Annotated in this window: 25 protein-coding genes and 2 tRNA genes; 25 read left to right on the top strand and 2 right to left on the bottom strand. The window is 42.4% G+C overall.

All coding sequences use genetic code 11. The features are described 5' to 3' along the window. The first annotated feature begins 6 nt into the window (after positions 1 to 6). The 19 genes from VIG27_RS13695 to VIG27_RS13605 all read left to right on the top strand — a co-directional run bounded on the left by VIG27_RS13695 (position 7) and on the right by VIG27_RS13605 (position 16,802). The gene (locus tag VIG27_RS13695) at positions 7 to 615 is read left to right on the top strand and encodes an AAA family ATPase (RefSeq protein WP_394527593.1); all 609 of its coding nucleotides are present in this window, start codon (positions 7 to 9) and stop codon (positions 613 to 615) included. An 80-nt stretch (positions 616 to 695) separates the two neighbouring features. Continuing rightward, positions 696 to 1,313: a L,D-transpeptidase family protein gene (locus VIG27_RS13690; RefSeq protein ID WP_394523088.1), complete on the top strand. Its 618-nt coding sequence runs from the start codon at positions 696 to 698 to the stop codon at positions 1,311 to 1,313. 134 nt (positions 1,314 to 1,447) lie between these two features. Further along, the gene (locus VIG27_RS13685) at positions 1,448 to 2,617 is read left to right on the top strand and encodes an aminotransferase class I/II-fold pyridoxal phosphate-dependent enzyme (protein ID WP_394523087.1); all 1,170 of its coding nucleotides are present in this window, start codon (positions 1,448 to 1,450) and stop codon (positions 2,615 to 2,617) included. Positions 2,618 to 2,619: 2 nt separating this feature from the next. After that, positions 2,620 to 3,099 (top strand): VanZ family protein, encoded by a 480-nt coding sequence (locus tag VIG27_RS13680; RefSeq protein ID WP_394523086.1) that lies wholly within the window; start codon positions 2,620 to 2,622, stop codon positions 3,097 to 3,099. Continuing rightward, positions 3,065 to 3,811: a tRNA pseudouridine(38-40) synthase TruA gene (gene truA, locus VIG27_RS13675; protein ID WP_394523085.1), complete on the top strand. Its 747-nt coding sequence runs from the start codon at positions 3,065 to 3,067 to the stop codon at positions 3,809 to 3,811. The genes VIG27_RS13680 and truA overlap by 35 nt, the downstream gene beginning before the upstream one ends. Before the next feature lie 24 nt (positions 3,812 to 3,835). Beyond that, positions 3,836 to 5,014 (top strand): cation diffusion facilitator family transporter, encoded by a 1,179-nt coding sequence (locus tag VIG27_RS13670; protein ID WP_394523084.1) that lies wholly within the window; start codon positions 3,836 to 3,838, stop codon positions 5,012 to 5,014. Between the two features lie 76 nt (positions 5,015 to 5,090). Beyond that, positions 5,091 to 5,669: an RNA polymerase sigma factor gene (locus VIG27_RS13665; protein WP_394523083.1), complete on the top strand. Its 579-nt coding sequence runs from the start codon at positions 5,091 to 5,093 to the stop codon at positions 5,667 to 5,669. Positions 5,670 to 5,677: 8 nt separating this feature from the next. Beyond that, complete coding sequence (locus tag VIG27_RS13660; RefSeq protein ID WP_394523082.1) at positions 5,678 to 7,129, top strand: hypothetical protein; 1,452 nt, start codon at positions 5,678 to 5,680, stop codon at positions 7,127 to 7,129. A gap of 79 nt (positions 7,130 to 7,208) precedes the next feature. Further along, positions 7,209 to 7,280, top strand: a tRNA-Gln gene (locus VIG27_RS13655). Positions 7,281 to 7,416: 136 nt separating this feature from the next. After that, positions 7,417 to 7,489: transfer RNA gene (locus VIG27_RS13650), tRNA-Gln, on the top strand. 177 nt (positions 7,490 to 7,666) lie between these two features. Beyond that, complete coding sequence (locus VIG27_RS13645) at positions 7,667 to 8,392, top strand: acyl-[acyl-carrier-protein] thioesterase (RefSeq protein ID WP_394523081.1); 726 nt, start codon at positions 7,667 to 7,669, stop codon at positions 8,390 to 8,392. Position 8,393: 1 nt separating this feature from the next. Next, positions 8,394 to 9,233: a S1 RNA-binding domain-containing protein gene (locus VIG27_RS13640; protein WP_394523080.1), complete on the top strand. Its 840-nt coding sequence runs from the start codon at positions 8,394 to 8,396 to the stop codon at positions 9,231 to 9,233. Between the two features lie 28 nt (positions 9,234 to 9,261). After that, on the top strand, positions 9,262 to 9,846 hold the full coding sequence (locus tag VIG27_RS13635; RefSeq protein WP_394523079.1) for a class I SAM-dependent methyltransferase: 585 nt from the start codon (positions 9,262 to 9,264) through the stop codon (positions 9,844 to 9,846). Positions 9,847 to 10,167: 321 nt separating this feature from the next. Next, positions 10,168 to 11,280: an ABC transporter ATP-binding protein gene (locus tag VIG27_RS13630; RefSeq protein ID WP_394523078.1), complete on the top strand. Its 1,113-nt coding sequence runs from the start codon at positions 10,168 to 10,170 to the stop codon at positions 11,278 to 11,280. 103 nt (positions 11,281 to 11,383) lie between these two features. Then, the gene (locus VIG27_RS13625) at positions 11,384 to 12,472 is read left to right on the top strand and encodes a PucR family transcriptional regulator (RefSeq protein ID WP_394523077.1); all 1,089 of its coding nucleotides are present in this window, start codon (positions 11,384 to 11,386) and stop codon (positions 12,470 to 12,472) included. Between the two features lie 210 nt (positions 12,473 to 12,682). Beyond that, positions 12,683 to 13,369, top strand: coding sequence for a cell division ATP-binding protein FtsE (ftsE, locus tag VIG27_RS13620; RefSeq protein WP_394523076.1), 687 nt, complete (start codon positions 12,683 to 12,685; stop codon positions 13,367 to 13,369). Then, a complete protein-coding gene (gene ftsX, locus VIG27_RS13615) occupies positions 13,359 to 14,267 on the top strand; it encodes a permease-like cell division protein FtsX (protein ID WP_394523074.1) in 909 nt (302 codons plus the stop codon). Before ftsE ends, ftsX begins: the two co-directional genes overlap by 11 nt. A gap of 12 nt (positions 14,268 to 14,279) precedes the next feature. Next, on the top strand, positions 14,280 to 15,482 hold the full coding sequence (locus tag VIG27_RS13610; protein ID WP_394523073.1) for a murein hydrolase activator EnvC family protein: 1,203 nt from the start codon (positions 14,280 to 14,282) through the stop codon (positions 15,480 to 15,482). 21 nt (positions 15,483 to 15,503) lie between these two features. After that, positions 15,504 to 16,802: a S41 family peptidase gene (locus tag VIG27_RS13605; RefSeq protein ID WP_394523072.1), complete on the top strand. Its 1,299-nt coding sequence runs from the start codon at positions 15,504 to 15,506 to the stop codon at positions 16,800 to 16,802. A gap of 78 nt (positions 16,803 to 16,880) precedes the next feature. On the opposite strand, the gene VIG27_RS13600 is transcribed toward VIG27_RS13605, so the two are convergent. Beyond that, positions 16,881 to 17,906, bottom strand: coding sequence for a threonine aldolase family protein (locus tag VIG27_RS13600; protein WP_394523071.1), 1,026 nt, complete (start codon positions 17,904 to 17,906; stop codon positions 16,881 to 16,883). A 284-nt stretch (positions 17,907 to 18,190) separates the two neighbouring features. Between VIG27_RS13600 and uvrB the strand changes: the two genes are divergently transcribed. From uvrB to VIG27_RS13575, 5 genes are all read left to right on the top strand, one after another. Then, positions 18,191 to 20,179 carry an excinuclease ABC subunit UvrB gene (uvrB, locus tag VIG27_RS13595; protein ID WP_394523070.1) on the top strand — a complete coding sequence of 663 codons (1,989 nt, stop codon included), beginning with the start codon at positions 18,191 to 18,193 and terminating at the stop codon, positions 20,177 to 20,179. Positions 20,180 to 20,304: 125 nt separating this feature from the next. Continuing rightward, positions 20,305 to 20,538 carry a ferrous iron transport protein A gene (locus VIG27_RS13590; RefSeq protein WP_394523068.1) on the top strand — a complete coding sequence of 78 codons (234 nt, stop codon included), beginning with the start codon at positions 20,305 to 20,307 and terminating at the stop codon, positions 20,536 to 20,538. Further along, on the top strand, positions 20,531 to 22,540 hold the full coding sequence (feoB, locus tag VIG27_RS13585; RefSeq protein WP_394523066.1) for a ferrous iron transport protein B: 2,010 nt from the start codon (positions 20,531 to 20,533) through the stop codon (positions 22,538 to 22,540). The genes VIG27_RS13590 and feoB overlap by 8 nt, the downstream gene beginning before the upstream one ends. A gap of 11 nt (positions 22,541 to 22,551) precedes the next feature. Beyond that, a complete protein-coding gene (locus tag VIG27_RS13580; RefSeq protein ID WP_394523065.1) occupies positions 22,552 to 23,328 on the top strand; it encodes a threonine/serine exporter family protein in 777 nt (258 codons plus the stop codon). Continuing rightward, the gene (locus VIG27_RS13575; protein ID WP_394523063.1) at positions 23,322 to 23,741 is read left to right on the top strand and encodes a threonine/serine exporter family protein; all 420 of its coding nucleotides are present in this window, start codon (positions 23,322 to 23,324) and stop codon (positions 23,739 to 23,741) included. The genes VIG27_RS13580 and VIG27_RS13575 overlap by 7 nt, the downstream gene beginning before the upstream one ends. Here VIG27_RS13575 and VIG27_RS13570 read toward each other — a convergent pair. Further along, a complete protein-coding gene (locus tag VIG27_RS13570) occupies positions 23,704 to 24,669 on the bottom strand; it encodes a DUF5688 family protein (protein WP_394523062.1) in 966 nt (321 codons plus the stop codon). The two genes, VIG27_RS13575 and VIG27_RS13570, sit on opposite strands and share 38 nt — an antisense overlap. Positions 24,670 to 25,029: 360 nt before the next feature. Between VIG27_RS13570 and VIG27_RS13565 the strand changes: the two genes are divergently transcribed. Further along, the gene (locus tag VIG27_RS13565; protein WP_394523061.1) at positions 25,030 to 25,275 is read left to right on the top strand and encodes a hypothetical protein; all 246 of its coding nucleotides are present in this window, start codon (positions 25,030 to 25,032) and stop codon (positions 25,273 to 25,275) included. Positions 25,276 to 25,321: the final 46 nt, after the last annotated feature.

Genomic DNA, 25,321 nt, shown 5'->3' with positions numbered 1-25,321 from the left:
CGTATGTTGGATAAAGTGATAACGATAAGCAGGGAATTTGGCAGTGGGGGTCGGGAATTGGGTATCAAACTGGCGGAAGAACTGAAGGTTCCTTTTTATGATAAGGAATTGATTGGTCTGTCAGCGGAGGAATGTGGGCTGTCAGAGGAAAAGTTTTTGCGTTATTTTGAAAATATACCTGAACTGCAGAACTCCTTAGATCCGCAAAGTTATCATCCTTTTTCATTTTCTTATGAAATACCGATGTCTGATCAGGTTTTTCTTGCTCAGGCCCGTGTAATCAAAAAGCTGGCGGAACAGGGGCCGTGTATTATTGTTGGCCGTTGTGCGGACAGGGTGCTTGAGGACAGTATTGATCTATTTGTGTATGCTAAAATGGAAGAGCGGTTGAAACGTATGAATTCTTTAAATACCGGCACAGATCCTGATACAATGGAAAACAGAATTCGGGAAGTGGATAAGAAACGGAAGGAATATTATCAATATTATACCGGGTGTGAATGGGGGAAAGCACAGAATTACCATTTATGCCTTAACAGCGGTTTGATAGGTGTGGAGGGGTGTTTTCATACGGCATTGGCCTATTTAAAATGTTTTCTTAAAACCAGTCAGTAAAGAGTGCAAAATGTAAGAATATTGTAATCCGGATTATACCAACTGGATGATATAATTAAAAAAAGAGAGGAATGTAAGAAATGAATTGGGCAAGTAATGGCTGTAAATTCTTTAAACGTCTGATATCGGGCGTGCTAATTTTTGTTATGGCGGTATCTTTGGACATTACCGGCTATGCTGAACCGATTGTTGGACCAGGAGCCGATATTGCGGCTGGTAATACCGGGTCTACAAATGGAGTAAGCATTTATGTGAGTAAAAGGCTGAAGACGCTTTCTTTAAAACAAAATGGTGTATTAATATCACAATATCCGGTTTCTTTGGGGGCATCATCCGCAGAGGGCAATAAAAAGGTAGAAGGGGATTTAAGAACACCCAGCGGAGAGTTTTATGTCTGTACAAGAAATGATAAAAGTGTTGCTTATCTTTCGTTAGGTCTTTCCTATCCGGGAATAAAGGATGCAGAAAGAGGGTATGCGGACGGTATCATTACGAAGGAGCAGCGTGATGAAATAGTGAACGCCAATCTGGAAGGAAAACAGCCTCCATGGGATACACCTCTTGGAGGAGCCATTATGATTCATGGGTGCAGAGTTCCTGGTGGAAATACCCATGGCTGTGTGGCAGTTGATAATGATGTTATGGATGTGTTATGGAGTTATTGCAATTTGGGGGTTCCAGTTACCATAGGACCGTAGATACATAGTTCCCAATATGCGGCAAAATGCTGCTTTTGGGGACTTTTTTTGCAGCTATCCTTGTATTATAAGAGCCTTTGTACTATAATAACTTACATTATGAAAATTACGAAAAGACAGAGGTGGATCGGCCATTGCATTTTTCAGAGAGAATGAACCGTTTTGAGGAAGGAATCTTCTCCAAGCTTTTGGAAATGAAACAGAAGAAGGTAGAAAAGGGAGAAGAGGTAATCGACTTAAGTGTGGGAACACCCAATATTCCTCCGGCAAAGCATATTAGGGAAGCTTTATGTGAGGCTGCGGCAAAGCCGGAAAATTATATTTACGCCATCCGGGACCAGAAGGAGCTTTTGGAAGCGGTTGCTTTTTGGTATAAAAAAAGATATCAGGTAATTCTTGATCCGGATTTTGAGATATGTTCTCTTCTGGGGTCTCAGGAAGGACTGGCTCATATTGCGTTATCTGTTGTCGACGAGGGAGATGTAGTACTTGTTCCGGATCCGTGTTATCCTGTCTTTGCTGATGGGCCGGTGTTAGCTGGAGCAAGTCTTTTTTACATGCCTCAAAAAAAGGAGAATGATTACGTCATTGATTTTGGTGATATTCCGGAAGAAATTGCAAGGAAAGCAAAATTCATGTTAGTTTCCTACCCAAACAATCCTACGTCTGCCATTGCACCGGATTCTTTTTATCAGGAGCTGATTGCATTTGCCAGGAATTATGATATTATTGTCCTTCATGATAATGCGTATAGTGAACTGGTTTTTGATGGAAGGACATGCGGAAGTTTTTTGAGATTTCCGGGAGCCAGGGATGTTGGAGTAGAATTTAATTCATTATCTAAAACATATGGTTTGGCCGGGGCTAGAATCGGCTTTTGTGTAGGTAACAGAGAAGTGGTTGGGAAAATGAAAGCTTTGAAATCCAATATGGATTATGGGATGTTTCTTCCCATCCAACAGGCGGCCATTGCAGCAATCACCGGCGATCAGTCATGTGTGTCTGAAACAAGGAACGCTTATGAAAAACGGAGAGATGTTCTTTGTGACAGTTTGAAAGAAATAGGATGGGATTTAGAAAAACCAAAGGCAACCATGTTTGTATGGGCAAAGGTACCAGATGGTTTTGAGGATTCGATGACGTTTGCCATGGATTTACTGGATCGGTCAGGGGTCTTGGTAACACCCGGCAGTGCGTTTGGGCCGTCTGGAGAAGGTTTTGTCCGGATGGCACTGGTTCAGAATGAAGATATGCTGAAAAAAGCGGCAGATCAGATCAACAAAAGTGGGATATTGAGGAAATAAATATGAAGAAAAAATATGTATGGATTCTGACTGTCATCCTATATATTCTGTTTATTTATTCTAATTCGATGAAGGTTGCAGAAGTTTCATCAGAGGACAGCGGGAAAATGCTGAAACTGATTCATGGATTTTTCAGTACTTTTGGAGTTGAGGCGTTTTGGCTTACTGAGCATGTCCTTCGTAAAATGGGGCACTTTATGGAATATGCGTTGCTAGGTGTCTTGCTTTATGAATGTTTAAAATCCATTGGAATAGAATCAGAAAAACGTTGGTTTGTTCATATTATTATAGGATATCTGGTGCCGTTTATGGATGAGACTATTCAATTGTTCGTGAAAGGACGTTCTGGACAGATTTCCGATGTATGGCTGGATTGTGCCGGTATAGCTTTTGGTACCTTGTTTGCAGGAGGTGTATTTTTAATCTGCAAAAGAATGGAGAAATTACATGTTGAAAAATTATCGAATGATACTGGAGTATGACGGCACCCGTTATGATGGATGGCAGAAGCAGGGAAACACGGATCGTACGATCCAGGAGAAATTAGAACGTATTTTGGAGCGGATGGCAGGAGAACCTTTGGAAATCCATGGATCAGGGAGAACGGATGCAGGTGTTCACGCATTGGCTCAAGTAGCAAATTTCCATGCAGATGTAAATCTGTCAGAAGGTGAAATAAAAGATTATTTTAATCAGTATCTGCCGGAGGACATTTCCGTAAAACGTGTGGAGCGTGTTCATGACAGGTTTCACAGCCGGTTGAATGCCCAGGAAAAGACATATTTATACCGGATCGAAACCGCTGATAAGAAACCGGTATTTGAGCGAAAATATATTTATGGTTTAGGAAAATCCCTTAATGTAGAGGCAATGAAGCTTGGAGCCTCTCTGCTTATTGGGGAACATGATTTTAGAAGTTTTTGTGCAAACAAAAAAATGAAAAAATCTGCAGTCCGAACAATAAAGAATATAGAATTTGAACAAGATGGGAGCCGTCTATTGATCCGTTTTACGGGAAACGGGTTTTTGTATAATATGGTTCGGATCCTTACGGGGACATTAATTGAAGTGGGAGAGGGAAAAAGAAAGCCGGATGAGATAAAGCATATTTTAGCTGCCCTGGACCGGAGTCAAGCTGGATTTACGGCACCGCCGGAGGGACTCTTTTTGGAAAAGGTGTATTATAAGGAATAAAGGAAAAGTCAGAAAGGGAGAACTATGACTGAATTTTTGGTAAGGGCTTTTGTTAAGGATTACAAAAATACGGAAGATGTTCAGGTACGCACAAGGTATGGTCTAATGGCCAGTACGGTTGGAATTTGCTGCAATATTTTGCTTTTTTGTGCCAAGTTTTTCGCAGGTCTTTTGGTCAACAGTATTTCAGTCATGGCAGATGCATTTAACAATTTATCGGATGCAGCTTCTTCTATCATAGGTTTTATCGGAGTTAAAATGGCGGGGAAGCCTGCTGATGAGGATCATCCCTTTGGTCATGGAAGGGTGGAATACATTGCTGCTTTTATCGTGGCATTTTTGGTTATACAAGTGGGATTTTCCCTGTTTAAAACTTCTGTGGGGAAAATTCTTCATCCCGAAGAAATGTCGTTTAAGATGATAACCATAGTTATTTTGCTATTGTCTGTTTGTGTGAAGCTTTGGCTTGGATTTTTTAACCGCACGCTGGGACATAGGATTCAGTCTTCGGTCATGAAGGCTACGGCAGCAGATTCTCTGGGGGATGTTATCACTACTTCTGCAACGATTCTATCGGTTGGTATATACGGCATATGGGGGCTTAACATTGACGGAATCGTGGGCCTGGTGGTATCTGTGGTTGTTATGTGGGCAGGGGTCAACATTGCAAAAGAAACGCTAACCCCACTCATTGGCGAACCCATTGATCCAAAGCTTTATCGTGCGATAACAGAATTTGTGGAAAGCTACGATGGAATTATTGGCAGTCATGATTTAATTGTCCACAATTATGGCCCTTCCAGGAGTATGGCATCAATTCATGCGGAAGTTCCCAATGATGTGAATGTGGAAATTTCTCATGAGATTATTGACCGGATTGAAAGAGAGGCTTTGAAAAAATTTGGGATATTCCTGGTAATTCATATGGACCCGGTGGAGACAAAAAATTCCAGAGTTATGGAATTTGGCACCATGCTGGAAAATGTGATTCATGGAATCGATACCAGAATTTCATTTCATGATTTCCGGCTGACTGATGGTGAAAATCAGATCAATCTGATTTTTGATCTGGTATTTCCACGTGAGTATGACAAAAAGAAAAGAGAACAATTGAAGGAAGAAATTATAAATAAAGTAACTGAGACGGATAAACGGTGCTGTCTGGTCATAACAGCTGAAAGCGGTTTTGGTGTGGAAAAATAAGGGAATAAAAATTTTCCATATTATGCAATAAGATGACAGTAATCCGCATTAACTAAATAGAAAGGAAATCGGAACCATGCTTTTTATGGGATTGATGAGCCTTGACGGGCCTGAAGATTACGGCCGTTTAAGCGACGAAAAACTTCTTAATAAAGTCGCAGATGGGGACCAGGAGGCCTTCCGGCAGCTATATCAGAATACGGATCGTAACATGTACAGTTTTATTCTGTCCATTATAAAGAACCCTCAGGATGCAGAGGAAATCATGCAGGAAGCTTACTTAAAAATCTGGACTTCGGCCAAAAGCTATAAGTCCCATGGAAAGCCCTTGGCATGGATGTTTACGATTGCGCGGAATCTTTGTTACATGAAGTTTCGGGAACAAAAGCATGATTCTGATGTTGCTTTAGATGATTTGACGGGGATGGAGACAGGTGAAGTCTGCCAGGAGATAGAGATGGCGGCGGATAAGATGGTGCTTCTTGCTGCACTCAATATTCTGAAGGAAGAAGAGCGGGAGATTGTTCTGCTCCATACCTCGGCAGGTATGAAGCACAGAGAAATCGCTTCAAACTTAAAGATCCCTTTGGCAACAGCTCTTTCCAGATATAACCGTGCTATGAAAAAACTGGAAAATTACTTGAGAGAGGAGTAGGCTTTGATATGAATCAATCAGACCGCAGACAATTGAATAGACAACAGATCGAAGCCTGCTTAAAGTCTGCCACCCGGGATTTGGTTCCTGATGTTCTGGAACGCATTGATTTAAGTACACCGCAGGAACAGGAAGAGCGTGCAGCCACACCGTCATTTTTTATCAGGCAGAAGGTTATTGCAACTTTGATAGCTGCCTGTTTTTGCATGATTGTCCTGGCTGGAGGAACCTATTCGTATCAGAACGGCAGAGTGGATTCCGTGATTGGAATTGATGTCAATCCCAGCGTGGAACTTTCCGTTAACAGACATAATAAGGTATTGTCTGCTAAGGCTTTGAATAAAGATGCTGAAAGTATTATGCAGCCAATGGATTTAAAGGGCGTGGATTTAAATGTTGCGGTGAATGCCGTAATCGGCGCCATGGTCACCAATGGTTACCTCTCTGATATGGACAATGCCATATTGGTTACCGTAGCCAATGACAGTGTAAAAAAAGCCAAAAGCCTGCGTTCTGCCGTGGTCAGTGATATCCAGAGTACTCTGGAAGAACGGCAGTTAAAAGCGGTTGTATACGATCAGCAGGTGATTGAAGAGGATCATGTGAAGGAATTGGCCGGTCAGTATGGAATTTCTTATGGAAAAGCCTACTTTTTAAAAGAACTGATCGCCCAGAATCCATCCTTAACCATGAACGACATGAAGAAATTATCGTCTATGACCATGGAGGAGATTGCTAAAGTCATAACGGAGCGTGCGTATGCGGTCGGCGGGAAGACCGGAGTCACAGAGGAAACTACTTCAGACCATAAGATTGCTTCAACTGCTGCAAATGAAAAAAGCCAGGAGGAAACTTATGTCTCAGAAGAACCAGTAACAGAGCAGCAGCCTTTGGAGACTGAGAGCCAGACAACCGCACAGAGCAATTCCACTCAGACACAGCCCCCGGCAATTACAATTCCACCTTCGGCAGAAGCATCTTCTTCGGAACAGGAGGTCGTATCCAAGGATAAAATCAAGATTGATTATGTTGATTTTGAGGATGGGTCGGTGATGGTGTATTTTAAAACAAAGGTGAAATGGAAAAATCCTACGGTGTCGGTCAAAGATGATGATGGAAATACTTACTCTGCGAAGGTTACGGATACGGATTCGGATTATTGCGAAATAAGTGTGACGGGATTGGCACAAGGACAGGAATATACCTTTGTTCTGGGTGGAATCTCACCTAAAATCGGAAAACAGACTACGGTAAAAGGAGTCTTTGAGACCCCTGTAATCGGGAATCCGGTTATAGAAGAGCCGGAGGAGAGTGACGAAACTGAGAAGCCTCAAGAAACCAGCGAACTTAATCAGACGACCAGACCCGGGGAAGAAACTTCTCAAACAGAAGAAACGGAGAGCAGCAGTCAAAAACCTGCCTCACAGGAACAGACGATTAAAAATGAAACCGCCTCTTAAAGGGCGGTTTTTTATAAAAAATTTAAAATAATGCTTGACCAATTGAATATTCAGTAGTATAATACACTCGTTGTGTTAATGGGCTATCGCCAAATGGTAAGGCAACGGACTCTGACTCCGTCATTTCAAGGTTCGAATCCTTGTAGCCCAGTTATTGGACGCTTTGGTTTTTCGTATGATTCGGAAAATCAGAGCTATTTTTTTGCCAATTTAGCGGATTAGAATTATTTGGGAAAAATACTTGACACATTTTGTAACTTCATGTATAATGAATCTCGTTGTAGTGATGGGCTATCGCCAAATGGTAAGGCAACGGACTCTGACTCCGTCATTTTCAAGGTTCGAATCCTTGTAGCCCAGTTTGTAAACGGAACCTGGTTAGGTTCCGTTTTTTGCTTGTAAAAAACGGTATAGTGTTGTTTAAAATTTAATTTTAATAGAATTCAGCATAAGGCGGAGGAAGGATGTTTTTGGTTTATCTGGACAAGAGCATAAAAATGCTTTATAATGTTATATAATTTTGATAAGAGGTGTGGAATGTATAATTTCGGCAGCAGGGTCCGTTACAGTGAGACTGATGAATATGGAAAACTGACATTGACAGGTATTTTGAATTATCTGCAGGATTGCTCAACCTTTCAGTCAGAAGACAACGGGTTGGGGATTTCTTACTTGATGAAATGTCACAAGGCATGGTGGCTGTCCTCCTGGCAGATTGTGGTGGACCGTTACCCAGTGCTTGGGGAAGAGATTCTTATCAGTACCTGGCCTTATGATTTTAAAGGATTTTACGGCTACCGAAATTTCACCATATGTGATAAGAATGGAGAGTATCTGGTAAGGGCCAATTCGGTATGGTTTCTGTTTGATACAAAAAAAGGCCGTCCGGTTAAAATTCAGCCGGAGGACATCAGGGGGTATGGGAATGGCTGGGAAAAAAAGCTGTCCATGGAGTATGCGCCCCGAAAGATTGAAGTGCCGGATGATTATATGGCTTTGGAACCGGTTACGGTTAGCAAACATCATATTGACACAAACCATCATGTAAACAATGCTAAGTATGTAGAGATTGCCAGGGAAGCTCTTCCAGATGAAATGGAAGTTCATGAACTGAGAGTGGAATATAAAAAAGCGGCAGTCTTTGGAGATGTAGTTTATCCCCGCATCAGCCGGACAAAGGAAGGCTATACGGTTTCTTTGTGTGACGGGGAAGGTTCAGCTTATGCAGTCATCTGGCTGCGGGGGACAATAGAGAGGATATGAAATGATAGAATTAGGAAAGATGCAGACCCTGGTCGTACAGAGGGTCAAAGAGTTCGGCGTTTACTTGGGAGAAGAGGCTGACGGAGAATCATCCGTGCTTCTTCCCAAAAAACAGGTACCGGAGGGTACAGGACCGGGAGACAGAATTGATGTTTTTATTTATAAGGATTCTGAGGACCGTCTGATTGCAACAACAGCAGAACCCAAACTCAAGGTGGGAGAAACTGCAGTACTTAATGTAAAAGAAGTGGGTAAAATCGGCGCATTTCTTGACATGGGACTTGAAAAGGATCTGCTTCTGCCATTTAAGGAACAGACTCACAAGGTCCGCCAGGGCGAGCAGGTACTGGTTGCCTTGTACATTGATAAAAGTAAACGTCTGGCTGCCACCATGCGGGTGTATTCTCACTTGAGCAATGAGTCTCCTTATAAAAAGGACGATCAGGTAACTGGAATTATCTATGAGATCAACGAAACCCTTGGTGCATTTGTTGCGGTGGATAATAAGTATTATGGTTTGATTCCCCGAAAAGAATTTTTTGAAAATTACCGGGAAGGCGATGAAGTGACTGCACGGGTGACCAAGGTGCGAGAAGATGGGAAGCTGGATTTAAGTCCAAGACAGAAGGCTCATATTCAGATGAATGCAGATTCTGAGCGGGTGCTTGAAATTATTGAAAGCCAGTTTGAAGGCTGTCTGCCATTTACGGATAAGGCAGATCCGGAAATCATCAAGCGGGAGTTTTCTATGAGCAAGAATGCTTTTAAGCGTGCCATAGGCCATCTTTTAAAAGAAGGAAAAGTTAAAATAGCAGAAAATAAGATTGAAAAGATTAAATAGCGGGTAAGTAGATAACAGGAGGATTATTTTGGACTCGATAGACTATTATAATAAGTATGCGGCAAAGGAATTTGAAGAAACTGTAAATCAGGACATGTCAGAGATCATGAAGGAATTTACAAGTCTGCTGAATGAGGGGGACACCATCCTGGATTTAGGCTGCGGATCAGGCAGAGACAGTCTGACGTTCTATGACCTGGGGTATGACGTGACGCCTCTTGATGCATCTGAGGAGATGTGCAAGCTGGCAGAGATCCATACTGGTCTGGAAGTGCTGCAGATGACATATGAGGAAATGGATTTTGACAACGTTTTCGATGGAATCTGGGCATGCGCATCATTACTTCATACTCCCAAAAAGGAACTGTCGGACATTCTTACAAAAATAGCAAGGGCCTTAAATGACAACGGGATCCTTTATATGTCATATAAGCTTGGGGATTTTGAAGGGTTTCGGGGCAAACGGTATTTCAGTGATTTTACGGAGGAGTCCATGACAGAGCTTTTAAGGGATAATGGCCGTTTTGAGATCTTAAAGCTTTGGCAAACCGATGACGTTCGTTCTGGTCATTCTGACGTACGTTGGTTAAACGTTCTTTTGAAAAAACAATAAAATGACATAAAAATACACAAGGCGGTGCCGAATATTTCGACACCGCCTTGTAGTTTTTTACTAAATATGGGTGAGAATTATCATACACTATCGAATATAGACAGAAATGGCCAAGGCCAACTTTTGTTATTTTGACGTTTCAGTCAGTTTTTTTACTGGTTATACAATTTAGCCAAAAGGCCCAAATGGATTTTGGTAAATAACAATATGGTAAATAAAAATTAATTCATGTATGATTATTTTAAGAAATGGGGGCCGTAGCTGTGGGGGCTGCAGGTTCCGACTAGAGAATATACATTATATTTTTAGGAGGATCAGTAAATGGCTAGTTTATCATTAAAGAACATTGTCAAAAGATATCCAAATGGGTTTGAGGCAGTAAAAGATTTTAATTTGGATATCGCGGATAAAGAATTTGTTATTTTTGTAGGACCATCCGGATGCGGAAAGTCTACCACTCTTCGTATGATTGCAGGTCTGGAAGATATTACCTCTGGGGAACTTTACATTGATGGGAAATTAATGAATGATGTGGAGCCTAAGGACAGAGATATTGCAATGGTATTCCAGAACTATGCTCTTTATCCACACATGTCCGTGTACGATAATATGGCATTTGGTCTGAAACTCAGAAAGACTCCAAAGGAAGAGATCGAAAAGCTGGTTCATGAAGCAGCAAGAATTCTTGACCTGGAGCATCTGTTAGACCGTAAGCCGAAGGCATTATCCGGCGGACAGAGACAGCGTGTGGCCATGGGACGTGCCATTGTACGTAATCCTAAAGTATTCCTTATGGATGAGCCGTTATCAAACCTTGATGCCAAGCTGAGAGGCCAGATGCGTATTGAGATCTCTAAATTACATCAGAGACTTCAGGCTACTATTATCTACGTAACACATGATCAGACAGAGGCTATGACACTTGGTACCAGAATCGTAGTTATGAAGGACGGCATTATCCAGCAGGTTGACTCTCCTCAGAACTTATACGATAAGCCAGGCAACAAGTTTGTTGCCGGATTTATCGGTGCTCCTCAGATGAACTTAATTGAAGCAAAGGTTGCTAAAAGCGGAAGTGATGTAACACTTACATTCGGCGGCAATACAATTGCGCTCCCAGAGTCAAAAGCGAAAAAATTAGAGGGTGCCGGATATGTTGGTAAGAGTGTAATTCTGGGAATCCGTCCGGAAGATTTACACGATGAAGAAGCATTCCTTGCAGCTTCTCCTACCAGTATCATTGACGCAACTATCAGAGTTTATGAGTTATTAGGTGCAGAAGTTTATTTATACTTTGATGTTGATGATTCAAACTTTACAGCAAGAGTCAATCCTCGTACAACTGCAAGACCTGGTGATACCATTAAGCTTGCGCTTGACTTATCCAAGGTACATGTATTTGACAAAGATACAGAACTTGTTATTTTAAATTAAATTATATGAAATTTTAAGCAGGCGGGTATGATACTCGCTTGCTTTTTTTTTCTTTTTGCTTTAATATAGAATAAGGTAAATTTACGAAAAAGGAGAATATGCCATGATTTCGAATCAAATACTTCAAACAACCATTGAAGGATTAAAAGGGATAACAAGAATTGATCTGTGTATTTGTGATACAGAAGGAAAGGTTTTGGCTACCACATTTCCTGATGCGGAAGATTATGAAAGTTCCATCCTGGCGTTCGTGGATTCTCCGGCTGACAGCCAGGTAATCCAGGGATATCAGTTCTTCAAGGTTTTTGACGAACACCAGTTAGAATACATTCTCCTGGCTAAGGGAGGAAGCGATGATGTATATATGGTCGGCAAACTGGCAACTTTTCAGATCCAGAGCCTTCTTGTTGCATATAAAGAACGTTTCGATAAAGATAATTTCATAAAGAACCTGCTGCTTGACAATCTGCTTTTAGTAGATATTTACAACAGAGCTAAGAAACTCCACATTGAAACAAATATTAAAAGAGTGGTGTTTATTATTGAAACCCAGCACGAAAAAGATGTGAATGCACTGGAAACAGTGCGCAACTTATTTGCAGCGAAGACAAAGGATTTTGTTACTGCTGTGGATGAGAAGAATATTATCCTTGTAAAGGAAGTAAAAGAAGGCGAGACTTACGACGATTTAGAAAAAACCGCCAATACCATTTTGGACATGCTCAACACAGAGGCAATGACTCAGGTGCATGTTGCATTTGGCACCATTGTAAGCGAAATTAAAGAAGTTTCCAGATCCTATAAGGAAGCAAAGATGGCGATGGATGTAGGAAAGATCTTCTACAGCAATAAAAATGTGGTCGCATACAGCAAGCTTGGAATCGGACGTCTGATTTATCAGCTCCCCCTGCCATTATGCCGGATGTTTATTAAGGAAATTTTCGATGGAAAATCCCCTGATGAATTTGATGATGAAACTCTTACCACCATCAACAAGTTCTTTGAGAATAGCTTAAACGTGTCCGAAACTTCCAGACAGCTCTATATCCATAGAAACACTCTGGTATACCGTTTGGACAAACTTCAAAAGAGCACAGGGCTTGACCTTCGCGTATTTGAGGATGCCATTACCTTTAAGATTGCATTGATGGTAGTAAAATACATGAAGTACATGGAAAACCAAGACTATTAACGCAAGCCATGAGCAGTGCGAAAAGAGGCAGTAACACAGCTGCGTTATGCTTGCATAAAAGCAGCTGTGTTTCTGACTCTTTTCATAGGGTGAAGCCCGTAAACTGAGATGGAGTGAAGCGCAATCGAAGTTTCACTGCGGCGAGAGGGATACATAAATCTCTTTCTCCCTCACCAGAAGTACAAAAGCACAAAGAGTTAGAGGACAGAAATGATAGAACTATGGAATGTAAGTAAAACATATGAAGCCGGCAATAAAGCGCTTCGGAATGTCAGCATAACGGTGGAGGATGGGGAATTTGTATTCATCATCGGCCGCAGCGGTTCGGGGAAATCCACGCTCTTAAAGATGCTGCTCAAGGAAGTAGAACCAACAGCCGGGAAAATTATAGTAAATGATATGAATTTAGGCAAGATGCCCAGAAAATTTATTCCGAAATACAGAAGAAAGCTTGGCATGATATTTCAGGATTTCCGCCTGTTAAAGGACCGGAATGTATATGAGAATGTAGCGTTTGCTCAACGAGTCATCGGTGCATCAACAAGAAATATCAAAGAGTCGGTTCCTGCCATGTTAAAGATGGTGGGGCTATCTTCAAAGTATAAATTTTTTCCTCAGCAGCTTTCCGGCGGTGAGCAGCAGCGTGTTGCCATTGCCAGGGCTTTGATCAACCGTCCGGAGATTCTCCTGGCGGATGAGCCTACCGGTAATTTAGACGGTCACAACTCCATGGAGATTATGAAGCTGTTAAACGAGATTAATAAACAGGGAACTACAGTGATCGTAGTCACTCACAGTCAGGAGATTGTGGACCGAATGAAAAAACGAGTGATTGTGATGGATCGGGGAACCATCATGAGCGATGAGAAAAAAGGCGGTTATACATATGAGAATTAGTACATTTTGGTATTGCCTGAAGCAGGGGGTTAATAATATTTGCAGAAATATTTTGTTTTCTCTGGCGTCTATTGCTACAGTTTCTGCCTGTATTTTTCTGTTTTGCCTGTTTTTTTCAATCGTTATTAACGTACAGCATGTGATTAAAAATACAGAAGGTACCGTTGGGATTACAGTATTTTTTGAAGAAGGGCTGGATAAAAATAAAATCACTGAAATCGGTAATAAGATAAAAGCCAGAAAAGAAGTAAAAGAAATAAAGTATATTTCTGCAGAAGAAGCCTGGGAAGAAGCCAAGAAAGAATATTTTGGGGATATGCAGGATTTGGCAGAAGGCTTTGAAGAGGATAATCCTCTTGCCAATTCTTCTTCCTACACCGTATTTTTAAATGATCTGGTGGATCAGAATAAGGTGGTTGACTGGTTAAAGAGTCTTGATGGAGTAAGAAAAGTCAACTATTCTCAGACAGCAGCAGAAGGAATGAACAGCTTAAATAAGGTCATTGGTGTACTCTCTATGCTGATAATCGGTATTTTACTGGCAGTGGCCATATTCCTGATCAGTAATACGATTTCAGTGGCTGCGGCCTTCCGTAAGACGGAGAATCATATTATGAAGCTCATCGGTGCCACTGATTATATGATCCGGGCTCCGTTTGTCGTGGAGGGAGTCATTATCGGCCTGGTCGGAGCCTCCATTCCTCTGATTGCCATCTATTTCCTCTACCGGTCTACGGTTGAATATGTTGTTACAAAGTTCAGTATTTTATCGGGGCTTTTTCAGTTCCTGCCAGTGGAGGCCATATTCCCTTATATGGCGGCAACTGCATTGGGCCTCGGTTTGGGGATTGGATTTTTTGTAAGTTTCTTTACCATTCGGAAGCATTTAAAAGTATAAGAGGAAATGCTCATGAAATTGAAAAAAAGGCTGTTTGCAGCAGGACTTGGCTGTATGATGACCATATCATGTATATTTCCCTCCTATGGTACCAAAACTGAAGTGGAGGAAGCAAAGGAAAAAGCCTCGACTCTCGAAGAGGAAAAAAAGGGAATAGAGTCAACCATAAAAGAACTGGAGGGATTAAGAAATGATGCAGCAGGTTATATAAAAAATCTGGATGCCACCCTTGATTCCCTGAATAAACAGCTATATGCGCTTCAGTCCCGGATTGTTACCAAGGAAGCAGAACTTGAATCGGCAAAAGCAGACTTGGAGGCGGCGAAGCAGACCATGGACCGCCAGTACCGGGATATGAAATTGAGAATTCAATATATGTATGAGAAGGGTGAGACGAACTACATTGACTTGTTATTTAAGTCGGGCGATCTCACCCAGCTTTTTAACCGTGTGGAATATATCCGGAGCATTGCTGCATATGATAGAAAAATGCTGGAGAACTTTAAACGATCCAAAGAAGAGGTGGAACAGCGGGAGCAGAAGCTTTTAGCGGAGTATGAAGAGCTGAAAACCTTTGAGACAGCGGCCAATGACAAGCAGCAGGATGTGGAACGGCTCATTAAGAAGAAGAATGCGGAGCTTGTAAACTTTCAAAACCAGATCAGTGCCGGTGAAGGAAGCTTGGCAGAGCTTGAGAAGGATATTGCGGAACAGGAACAGCACATTAAAAATATGGAGGCTGAGATCCGGAAAAAAGAAGAAGAAGCACGGAAAGCGGCCGAGAAAGCAGGGAAAACGTATAATACCGTTGCGATAGGGAATATTAAATTCATATGGCCCTGTCCTTCTTCAAGCAGGATTACTTCAAATTTCGGCGACCGGGAATCCCCTACGGAAGGAGCATCTTCCAACCACAAGGGAATTGATATTGGTGCTGCTGCCGGAAACAGCATTTTAGCAGCCGCATCAGGCACGGTTACAATATCTACATACAGTTATTCTGCCGGCAACTATATCATGATCCATCATGGCGGAGGTGTTTACACCGTGTATATGCACTGTTCCCAGCTTTTGGTTTCCGCTGGACAGGAAGTTACACAGGGGCAGGTAATTGGAAAAGTGGGTTCTACCGGATATTCTACCGGGCCGCACCTCCATTTTGGAATCAGAGTAAATGGCAGTTATGTAAATCCGGCGAAATACGTTAGCCCATAATGGCTAGATAGGAGAATAGCAGTGGAAAGTAAAAATAAATTTTGGAAGGGTGCCCTGGTCGGGGCGCTTTTAACTGCATTAGCAGGTCTTGTTATTGTAGGAATGTCTTTGGGGATCTTTCTGATCGGAAAAACCGCAATTGATGGAAAAGGGCAGGCTGCGGAATCCGCTCAGGCAGAAAATCAACAGGGGAACTTAGACATGAACCGGATCGCTTCCAAAATACAGACGATCCAGGCGGTAATTGAAAAGTATTATCTTTTTGATGAAAATCTCAATGATGTGGAAGACTGGATTTATAAGGGGATGCTAAATGGATTAGGAGATCCTTATACAGTTTATTATACAGCAGACGAGTATAACAAACTGATGGAAGATACCTCCGGTGAGTATTGCGGGATCGGAGTCATGGTCAGCCAGAGTGCAGATACAGGTATCATTACAGTAACCAAGGTTTTTGAAGGAACGCCTGGCGCGGAAGCGGGAATTCTGCCCGGTGATTTAATTTATAAAGTAGGGAATGAAGAAGTGACGGGAATAGACCTGGAGCTTGTAGTAAAGGATCATATCAAGGGAGAGGAAGGAACCCCGGTTACCATTACTGTTCTTCGTAAAGATACAGGAAAATACATCGACATGACCATGGAGCGCCGTCAGATCACTGTTCCAACGGTTGAGCATGAAATGCTGGCAGATCATATAGGGTATATTTCCGTCAGCCAGTTTGATTCTGTGACAGCGGATCAGTTTAAGAGTGCAGTCGATGATCTGGAAAAGCAGGGAATGGAAAAACTGGTGGTGGATTTAAGAAATAACCCGGGCGGTGTTGTGGACGCGGTAGTGTCTATGCTTGATTATATTCTTCCGGATGATCTGGTGATCAAGGGAGATCCAAACCTTGTGAGAAAAAAGAAGGATAAGACTCTTCTTGTTTATATGGCAGATAAGAATGGAAAGGGAGAGCAGTATTATGCTTCTGACGGTCATCAGGTAGATGTGCCCATGGCTGTTTTAGTCAACGGCCAGTCCGCCAGTGCTTCTGAAGTATTCTCCGGAGCTTTAAAAGCCTACGACAAAGCAAAGCTGGTGGGAACGAAGACCTTTGGGAAGGGAATCGTTCAGACCTTGTTTCCTCTTGATAAAGGAACTGCCATTAAAATGACAGTGGCTCATTACTATACACCCAGCGGTTTTGATCTTCATGGAAAAGGACTGGAGCCTGATGTTCCGGTTGAATTGGAGGAAAGTCTGAAAACAAAGATTAAGATTGAACATGGGGAAGATAATCAGCTCCAGGAAGCGATCAAAGCATTGAAATAATGTAAATTAAGAAGTTAGATATGAAATTTATAAGCCTCTGATGCCGGAATGAAATTGCTGGCATACAGAGGCTTTTTGTTATTTACAGGATTCCAGGGATTTGATAAATTCTTTACAGGCATCTTCTCTGGTGGCCCAGGAGGTTACCAGACGAATCACGGTGTGGCTGTCATCGAACCGTTCCTGTATGGAAAAGAGAAAATCTTTTTTAAGCTTTGCTATCACGGCATCAGGAAGAATGGGGAACAGCTGGTTGGTGGAGGAATCTGAAAAAAAGGAGTAACCGCAAGATTGGATGCCCTTTTTTAACAGGGCAGACATTTCATTTGCGTGAGCGGCCAGATCATAATAAAGATTGTTCTGGAACAGCTCCTCAAACTGGATGCCAAGAGTCCAGCCTTTTGCCAGCATGGCGCCCCGCTGTTTGATCATAAAACGAAAATCTGGTTTTAAATCGGGATGATTGATGATGAGTGCTTCTCCATAGAGGGCACCGTTTTTTGTACCTCCAATATAGAAGACATCAGTGAGCTGTGCAATATCTTTCAGGGTTAAGTCATTGACCGGGCTTGTCAGTGCGGAACCCATACGTGCACCGTCAAGAAATAAATACAGGTCTTTCTGCCGGCAGATATGGTGTAAGGCCTCCAGTTCGGCTTTTGTGTACTGGGTGCCGATTTCAGTGGAATTGGAGATATAGACCATCTTTGGCTGGACCATGTGTTCATCTGTATGATGGTCCAGGGCCTTTAATATATCAGCAGGAGTCAGTTTTCCGTCTTTTACAGGCATAGCAAGAACTTTGTGGCCGGTGGCTTCAATCGCACCGGTTTCGTGAACATTGATATGGCCTTTATCCGTAGAGATCACTGCCTGCCAGGGGCGGAGAGCCGTTGCAATGGCAATCAGGTTGGTTTGGGTGCCGCCAACGATGAAATGGATATCAGCATCATCACGGCCGATTTCCTGCCGGATCAGCTCTGCGGCATGAAGGCTGTGAGGGTCAAGTCCGTAACCGTCGTTCTGGATTAAATTCTCCTGAATCAAAGCTTCCAGTATCTTTGGATGTGCGCCTTCGCTGTAATCGTTCTTAAAGCTATACATAATAAGTCCTCCTGCTGTTTGATTGTTTGAGAGTTATCATATAACAAATAAGTTTAAAATTCAATCTATTTTTAAACGCATTGCATCTGCGGTCCTTGCCTGTGACTTACTTTGGAAAAATTACCAGGAGAGGGTATAGCCTTATTTTAACTGTATACAATGATTGCTGTAAGTTATGGAAGATGAAATAGTCCACATATCAGAACTGATGTTCTTTATCCGCTATACTTTTTGTTCCTGCTATGATATAATTTGCATTAAGAGATTTTGGAGGTGAAAAAATCATGGAGTTCAAATTACACTCAGAGTATGCGCCTACCGGTGACCAGCCTCAAGCCATTGAAAAGCTGGTGGAAGGTTTTAAGGAAGGCAATCAGTTCCAGACATTATTAGGTGTTACCGGTTCTGGGAAAACATTTACCATGGCCAATGTCATTCAGAGAATTCAGAAGCCGACGCTTATTATTGCCCATAATAAAACGCTGGCTGCTCAGCTTTATGGCGAGTTTAAGGAATTTTTCCCTGAAAATGCAGTGGAGTATTTTGTTTCTTATTATGATTATTACCAGCCGGAGGCTTATGTCCCCTCATCAGATACTTATATTGAGAAGGATTCTGCAATCAATGATGAGATCGATAAACTCCGTCATTCTGCCACGGCGGCTCTTTCGGAACGGCAGGATGTTATTATTATTGCATCGGTTTCCTGTATTTACGGATTGGGCAGCCCCATAGATTATAAGGAGATGGTTATTTCTTTAAGGCCGGGTATGATGAAGGATCGGGATGAGATGATCCATAAGCTGATTGAGATCCAGTATGACAGAAACGATATGGATTTCAGGCGTGGAACCTTCCGGGTCAGAGGCGATGTGGTGGAAATATTTCCGTCCTATTCCGGCAGTGAGGCTTACCGGGTGGAATTTTTTGGTGATGAGGTGGACCGGATTACGGAGATTGATACCCTGACCGGAGAGATCCGGGCGGAGCTTGGCCATGTGGCTATTTTTCCGGCTTCCCATTATGTGGTTTCCAAGGATAAGCTGGAGCTTGCGACTCAGACGATTTTGGAGGAGCTTAAAGGGCAGGTGGAGTTTTTTAAAAGTGAAGACAAGCTTTTAGAGGCACAGAGAATTGCGGAACGAACCAATTTTGATGTGGAAATGATGAGGGAGACTGGATTTTGTTCGGGAATCGAAAACTATTCCAGACATTTGACCGGTGGGAAAGAGGGGGAGCCGCCTTTTACCCTTATTGATTATTTCCCAGATGATTTTATGATCATCGTGGATGAGTCTCATATTACGCTGCCTCAGATCCGGGGAATGTATGCAGGAGACCGTTCCAGAAAGACCACTCTGGTCAATTATGGGTTCCGTCTTCCTTCTGCTTTGGACAACCGCCCGTTGAATTTTCAGGAATTTGAATCCAAGATCAATCAGATGCTGTTTGTTTCCGCGACTCCTTCGGTTTATGAGGCGGAGCACGAGCTGATGAGAGTGGAACAGATCATACGGCCTACCGGTCTTCTTGACCCGGAAATTGATGTAAGACCGGTGGAGGGGCAGATTGATGATCTGGTTTCTGAAGTAAATAAAGAGATTGGGAAGAAGAATAAGGTTCTCATTACCACGCTGACCAAGCGTATGGCGGAGGATTTGACCGACTACATGAGAGAGGTGGGAATCCGGGTCAAATACCTTCATTCCGATATTGATACGCTGGAGCGCTCCGAGATAATCCGTGACATGCGTCTTGATGTTTTTGATGTTTTGGTGGGCATCAATTTGCTGCGGGAGGGTCTTGATATTCCAGAGATCACGCTGGTGGCAATCCTTGATGCGGATAAAGAAGGTTTCTTACGTTCAGAAACCTCTCTGATACAGACGATCGGCCGGGCCGCCAGAAATTCAGAAGGCCATGTGATCATGTATGCGGATCATATTACGGATTCCATGCGGGTGGCAATTGAAGAGACGAACCGTAGAAGGGCAATTCAGCAAAAGTATAATGAAGAACATGGGATCACGCCGACTACCATTAAAAAGTCAGTCAGGGATCTGATTGCAATTTCAAAAGCCGCCATTGAGAAAGAGGAAGACTTTAAAAAGGATCCGGAATCCATGGATGCCAAAGAACTGGAGAAGCTTGCCAAAGAGCTTACAAAGAAAATGCATCAGGCAGCCGCAGAACTGAATTTTGAAGAGGCCGCCAAGCTGCGTGACCGTATGGTACAGGTAAAAAAGATGCTGCAGGAAATGGATGACGAATGAGTTCATTCCTTTTTGTAATTATTTTAAAAATCGTACAAGTAAGCGGCATTGACAATGAATTGGGGGAATAGTAAAATTTCTATGGATGCAATGACAGGAAATGTCTGCATGCAGAGGAGATTATCATGAAGCTTCATGAAGGGGAGATCGGGAAAACATACATTGTATACCGTGTTATGGTAAATGATGCGATCACCAGGCGGCTGGAGTCCTTGGGAATCACAGAACTGACTCCGGTAATTCTGATGAATAAAAAGGGAAGAGGTACTGTAATTATTAAAGTAAGAGGTACCAGACTTGCTCTTGGAAGAAAAATCTCAGAGGGAATTGAAATAAGGGAGGCCGCCAGTCATGAATGAGGAAAATAAAGGGATCCGTGTTGGATTTGTTGGAAACCCTAACTGCGGAAAAACAACTTTATTTAATGCATTCACCGGTGCCAAATTAAAAGTAGCTAACTGGCCGGGAGTTACGGTCGAGAGAATGGAAGGCATGACCAGTTATAATGACTGTCCCATAAAATTGATAGATACGCCTGGTATTTACAGCCTGTCCTGTTATACGATGGAAGAAAAAGTTACGAGAAGGTGTCTGGAAGACGGAGAAGTGGACGTGATTGTAAACGTAGCGGATGCTTCCTCTCTGGAGCGTAATCTGTATTTAACTCTTCAGCTTCTGGAAATGAAAAAACCAATGATTCTGGCACTTAACATGATGGATCTTGTGGAGGAGAGGGGAATAGAGATAAATCTTCACCGCCTTTCTGATATGCTTGGTACCATTCCAGTGGTGCCTGTCTCTGCTAGAAACCGAACCGGATTGGAGCTGTTGTTGGATACGGTCGTTCATCATTACAAGGAGCCGCCTCAGGGGGTGACAGTGAAATACACTCCTAGAATTGAAAATAAGATCTGCAAGATAAAAACGATTTTAAAATCTCATGATAACAATCTGGATAACATAAGATGGTATGCGATCAAGTGCCTGGAATATGATAAAACGGTTATGAATGATTGCCTCGTCGATTTAAGCGGCATTGTTGACCGGAATTATGAAAAGGAAATTATCAATCAGAAATATGATTATATTGAAGAAATTATGGAACAATGTCTGGTAAAAAAAGAAGGAAGCTGCACACTCACGGATAAGATCGATCATTATTTGACCCATCCGGTTCTGGGTGTGCCTTTCTTTCTGGGAATAATGGCGTTGGTGTTCTTTTTTACGTTTACCATCGGTGATATTCTGAAGAAATATTTTGAGATTGCATTGGATCTGTTTTCTTCGTATATGCAGCAGTTGATGGTGGGAATCGGAGCCTCTGGCTGGATCACATCGTTAGTGGTTGATGGTATCGCAGCGGGAGTAGGAGGGATTCTCACGTTTTTGCCGAATATCATTATTTTGTTTCTTGCGCTGGCATTTCTGGAAGACAGCGGGTATATGGCAAGGGTAGCTTATGTGATGAATGAAGTGATGGGGCGGGTAGGTTTATCTGGAAAAGCATTTCTGCCCATGCTTCTTGGTTTTGGCTGTACAGTTCCGGCTGTTATGGCAACAAGGGCTCTGTCAAGCGATAGGGACAGGAAGAGAACCATACTCATTACGCCGTTTATGTCCTGTTCGGCAAGACTTCCAATTTATATTTTATTCTCTGGAATGTTTTTTCCAAATCATGCATTGGCAGTGGCATATTCTTTATATCTTGTAGGTCTTATAATGGCGGTTGCGATTGCCTTTATCACTCATCGCCTGGCAGGTGCAAAGGGAGAGGATACACTCCTTATTGAGCTTCCGGAATACAAAATGCCTGATGGAAGAACGGTAACCATCTATGTATGGGATAAGGTAAAGGATTATTTAAGTAAGGCAGGAACCACTATTTTTCTGGCAACCATTGTATTGTGGTTTGTATTAAACGGAGGACCTAACGGTTTTGTTACTGATGTATCAAAAAGCTTTGCAGCAATCATCGGACGTGTTCTTATTCCGATTCTTCGTCCCGCAGGATTGGGGGATTGGAGAATTGCTGTAGCACTGATTTCCGGGCTTTCTGCAAAAGAAGTGGTGGTTTCCAGTTTTTCTGTTCTTTTTGGAATCAGCAATATCAATTCGGCAGCAGGAATGAAACAGCTTTTTGGGAGTCTTGGAAACTTTGGATTCGGGAGTGTAAATGCTTATGCACTCATGATTTTCTGTCTTCTTTATTCTCCCTGCATTGCCGCTGTTGCGGCAATAAAAAAAGAAACGGGCTCCATAAAATGGACCATTGGGATGGTGCTTTTTCAGCTTGCAGTGGCTTGGCTTGCAGCTGTTCTGGTGTTTCAGATGGGAAGCCTCCTATTTTATACTAAATTTTGAGGGATACGTGAATGAATGATAAACTGCTTGTGGAAACCGCAGTACTGGCAGGCGAAATTATGCTGGTAAGCGGTGCGGAAATTTTTCGAGTGGAAAATACCATAGACCATATCTTACGTAAGGCAGGGCGGGAGACTGCGGAGGCCATTGTCTTTTCTACCGGGATATTTGCTTCGCTCAATGATCCTTCCATCGAAGCTATCACAGTGGCCAGGAGAGTACCGGGAAGATCTACAAATCTAAACAGGGTTTTTTTGGTCAATGATGTATCACGCAGACTTTGTGAGGATCTTTTGACGGTAGAAGAGGCTTATGGTAAGCTGAAGGAAATACGCAATACCATGCAGTATAGCGGCTTGCTGAAGGATGTGGGTATTGTAGGCGTTGCAGTTTTTTTTACGCTGCTGCTGGGGGGAAGTGGAAGGGACTGTCTGGGAGCGGCAGTGACGGGTGCTGTTCTTGCAGGAACCATGGAACTATCGGTTCGGTTCCGGCTCAATGACTTTTGCATCAATGGAGTATGTGCTTTTTTAATTGCAGTAACCGCATTGTTTGTGGAACGCTGGCTGCTGCCGGGAGTCAAGAGTGATATTATCATTATCGGAGCAATCATGCCTCTGGTACCAGGGGTAATATTCACTACGGCAATCCGAGATACGTTAAATGGTGATTATGCTTCCGGTACAGCAAGAATGGTGGAAGCGATAGTGGTCGCTTTGGCTGTGGCAGCAGGAGTAGGAGCCGGTATGGGGTTGTTCCAGTGGCTGACAGGAGGGGTTCTATGGTAGTGCAGACGGTTGGTGCATTTTTGGCAGTGATCAGTTTTTCCCTGATTTTGGAATTACCAAAAAAGTATGTGGTTTTGGCAGGCAGTATTGGGGCGGCAGGCTGGCTGGCCTATCTTTTGGTGGATGCCGCAGCAGGGTCAGTTACGGCTGCGGCATTTTTATCCACGCTTTTAGTGGCTTTGGCAAGCCATGTCTCTGCAAGGATATTCAAAGCTCCGGTAACTGTTTTTTTGGTAGCAGGGATTCTTCCGTCCGTGCCAGGAGCTTCTATTTACCGCAGTGTGTCCTATGTAATCAGCAACAATACAGAGCTATCCAGTTATTATCTGGTACAGACGCTGCAGATTTCAGGCGCCATTGCCATGGCAATCTTTATTATGGATTCTTTGTTCCGATTGGGAAAGAAGAGGTGAAAGCGATGGTGAGTTCGTCGCTGCTTCTGGAATAGAAATAGATGTGATTGGACAAGCGGTCTTCTTCCGGGACTTCCTCCTGATTGATGGAGAAGACGGTTTCAGACAGTTCTTTTATGGATATATTTTTGCTGTTGGGGATTATAAGGACTTCGTGAATGCTGGAAGGCAGAATGATTAGATCACTGTCTGTACAGGTGGCGAAGTCTTTTAATATGTCGTCGTAAAACATACATGCAGCACCATTGATACCTGCTGGATTGGTAAGTACATACATGGGTGGTGACAGAGGTGTGGTATCAAAAAAATCAATTAAATCTTCTTCCTCTATCTCTTCTTTTGCGGAATTCCTGGCGATATCTTTTATTACTTCTGAGAGGGAACGGATGCGTGCGGGGAATAGATAGGGCGTATTGATTTTTGCAGCCTGAAATAATTCTTCTGTGGTTAAGTTCCAGGTCTTTAGGTGGCTGTTGTGGATCAATGCGGTCAAAAGGTCATCTTGTGACCGATGCAGAGACAGGCAAAAGATGAGACATAAATCCAGAGATGGATAAGAGATGTGAGGAATATCTGATAACTGATCCTGATTGGCTGGTTCATTAATCAGCCGGTAAATGATTTTTGTTTTGATGTATTCAGGAGAAGATAGTTTTTCAATTTTAATATGATCGGGAAGCCGGTTGGTCTGATAGAGCAGTAGAATATCTTCGACGATTTCGTTGATAGGAATTCCATTTTCATATGGTTCGTAAAATTGGTTTAAGTAAATGGTGGGAGCAGCTTTTTCTCCAGCTTTTTCAATGCACAGCCCATCCAGAACCAGACCATTGTTTTTCGTAATGGACTGGAGAATCAGCGTAAAATCCGGACCAAGACGTTCTCCAACGGATTGTTTGATAGTTTCAAGAAATGCTTCGTATACCATGGGTATACCTCCTTAGATGTGATTTATGTAAATTGCAGAGTGCAGATTTACAACTGGATTTGGATGATTCTTTAGGGAATTGAAATTGAATTTCAGAACCGTAACAGATATAGAAATGATTTTAGATTTGATTGGTGGTTCTATTATAGCGGAGTTATGGGGAAAAAACAATATGATTTAAAAAATTTGAGAATGAAAAAAGATTTAAGGAAAAAAAATGTGGGAGACTGGTGCACTATTTGATAATTAATTTCAATAAAAGCGGTTTTTGTGAGAATATAAAAGATGATGGTTAAAATTAACAATTTTTAACACGAGAATGTGCTATAATATTTATAAAAAAACAGGAGGATAAAAATTATGAGTAAAAAAGTATCTTATTATGTAATCGGTATTTTTATTTGCTTATTTTCAATGATCGGGAATGTGTGGAATGCGGGGAATGGAAATGAAACTTCTTTGCTCATAATTTTTATGGGGCTCTTTCTCTTGGGGCTGCTGTTTGTGGCGAAGGGGTATCGGATTATTGTGGTGAAAAAAGAGGAATTTGTGGCGGGGATTATTAATTTGAATGGGAATAGGAAGCTGCATGAGGTTGAGGAGTAGGGATTAAATAAATTATAGTGATGGTGTAATTAGCCTGGGCTTGTGT

It is taken from the genome of Lacrimispora sinapis, assembly GCF_043633585.1.
Lineage (GTDB): Bacteria > Bacillota > Clostridia > Lachnospirales > Lachnospiraceae > Lacrimispora > Lacrimispora sinapis.
This window is presented reverse-complemented; position numbering and strand designations above follow the sequence as displayed.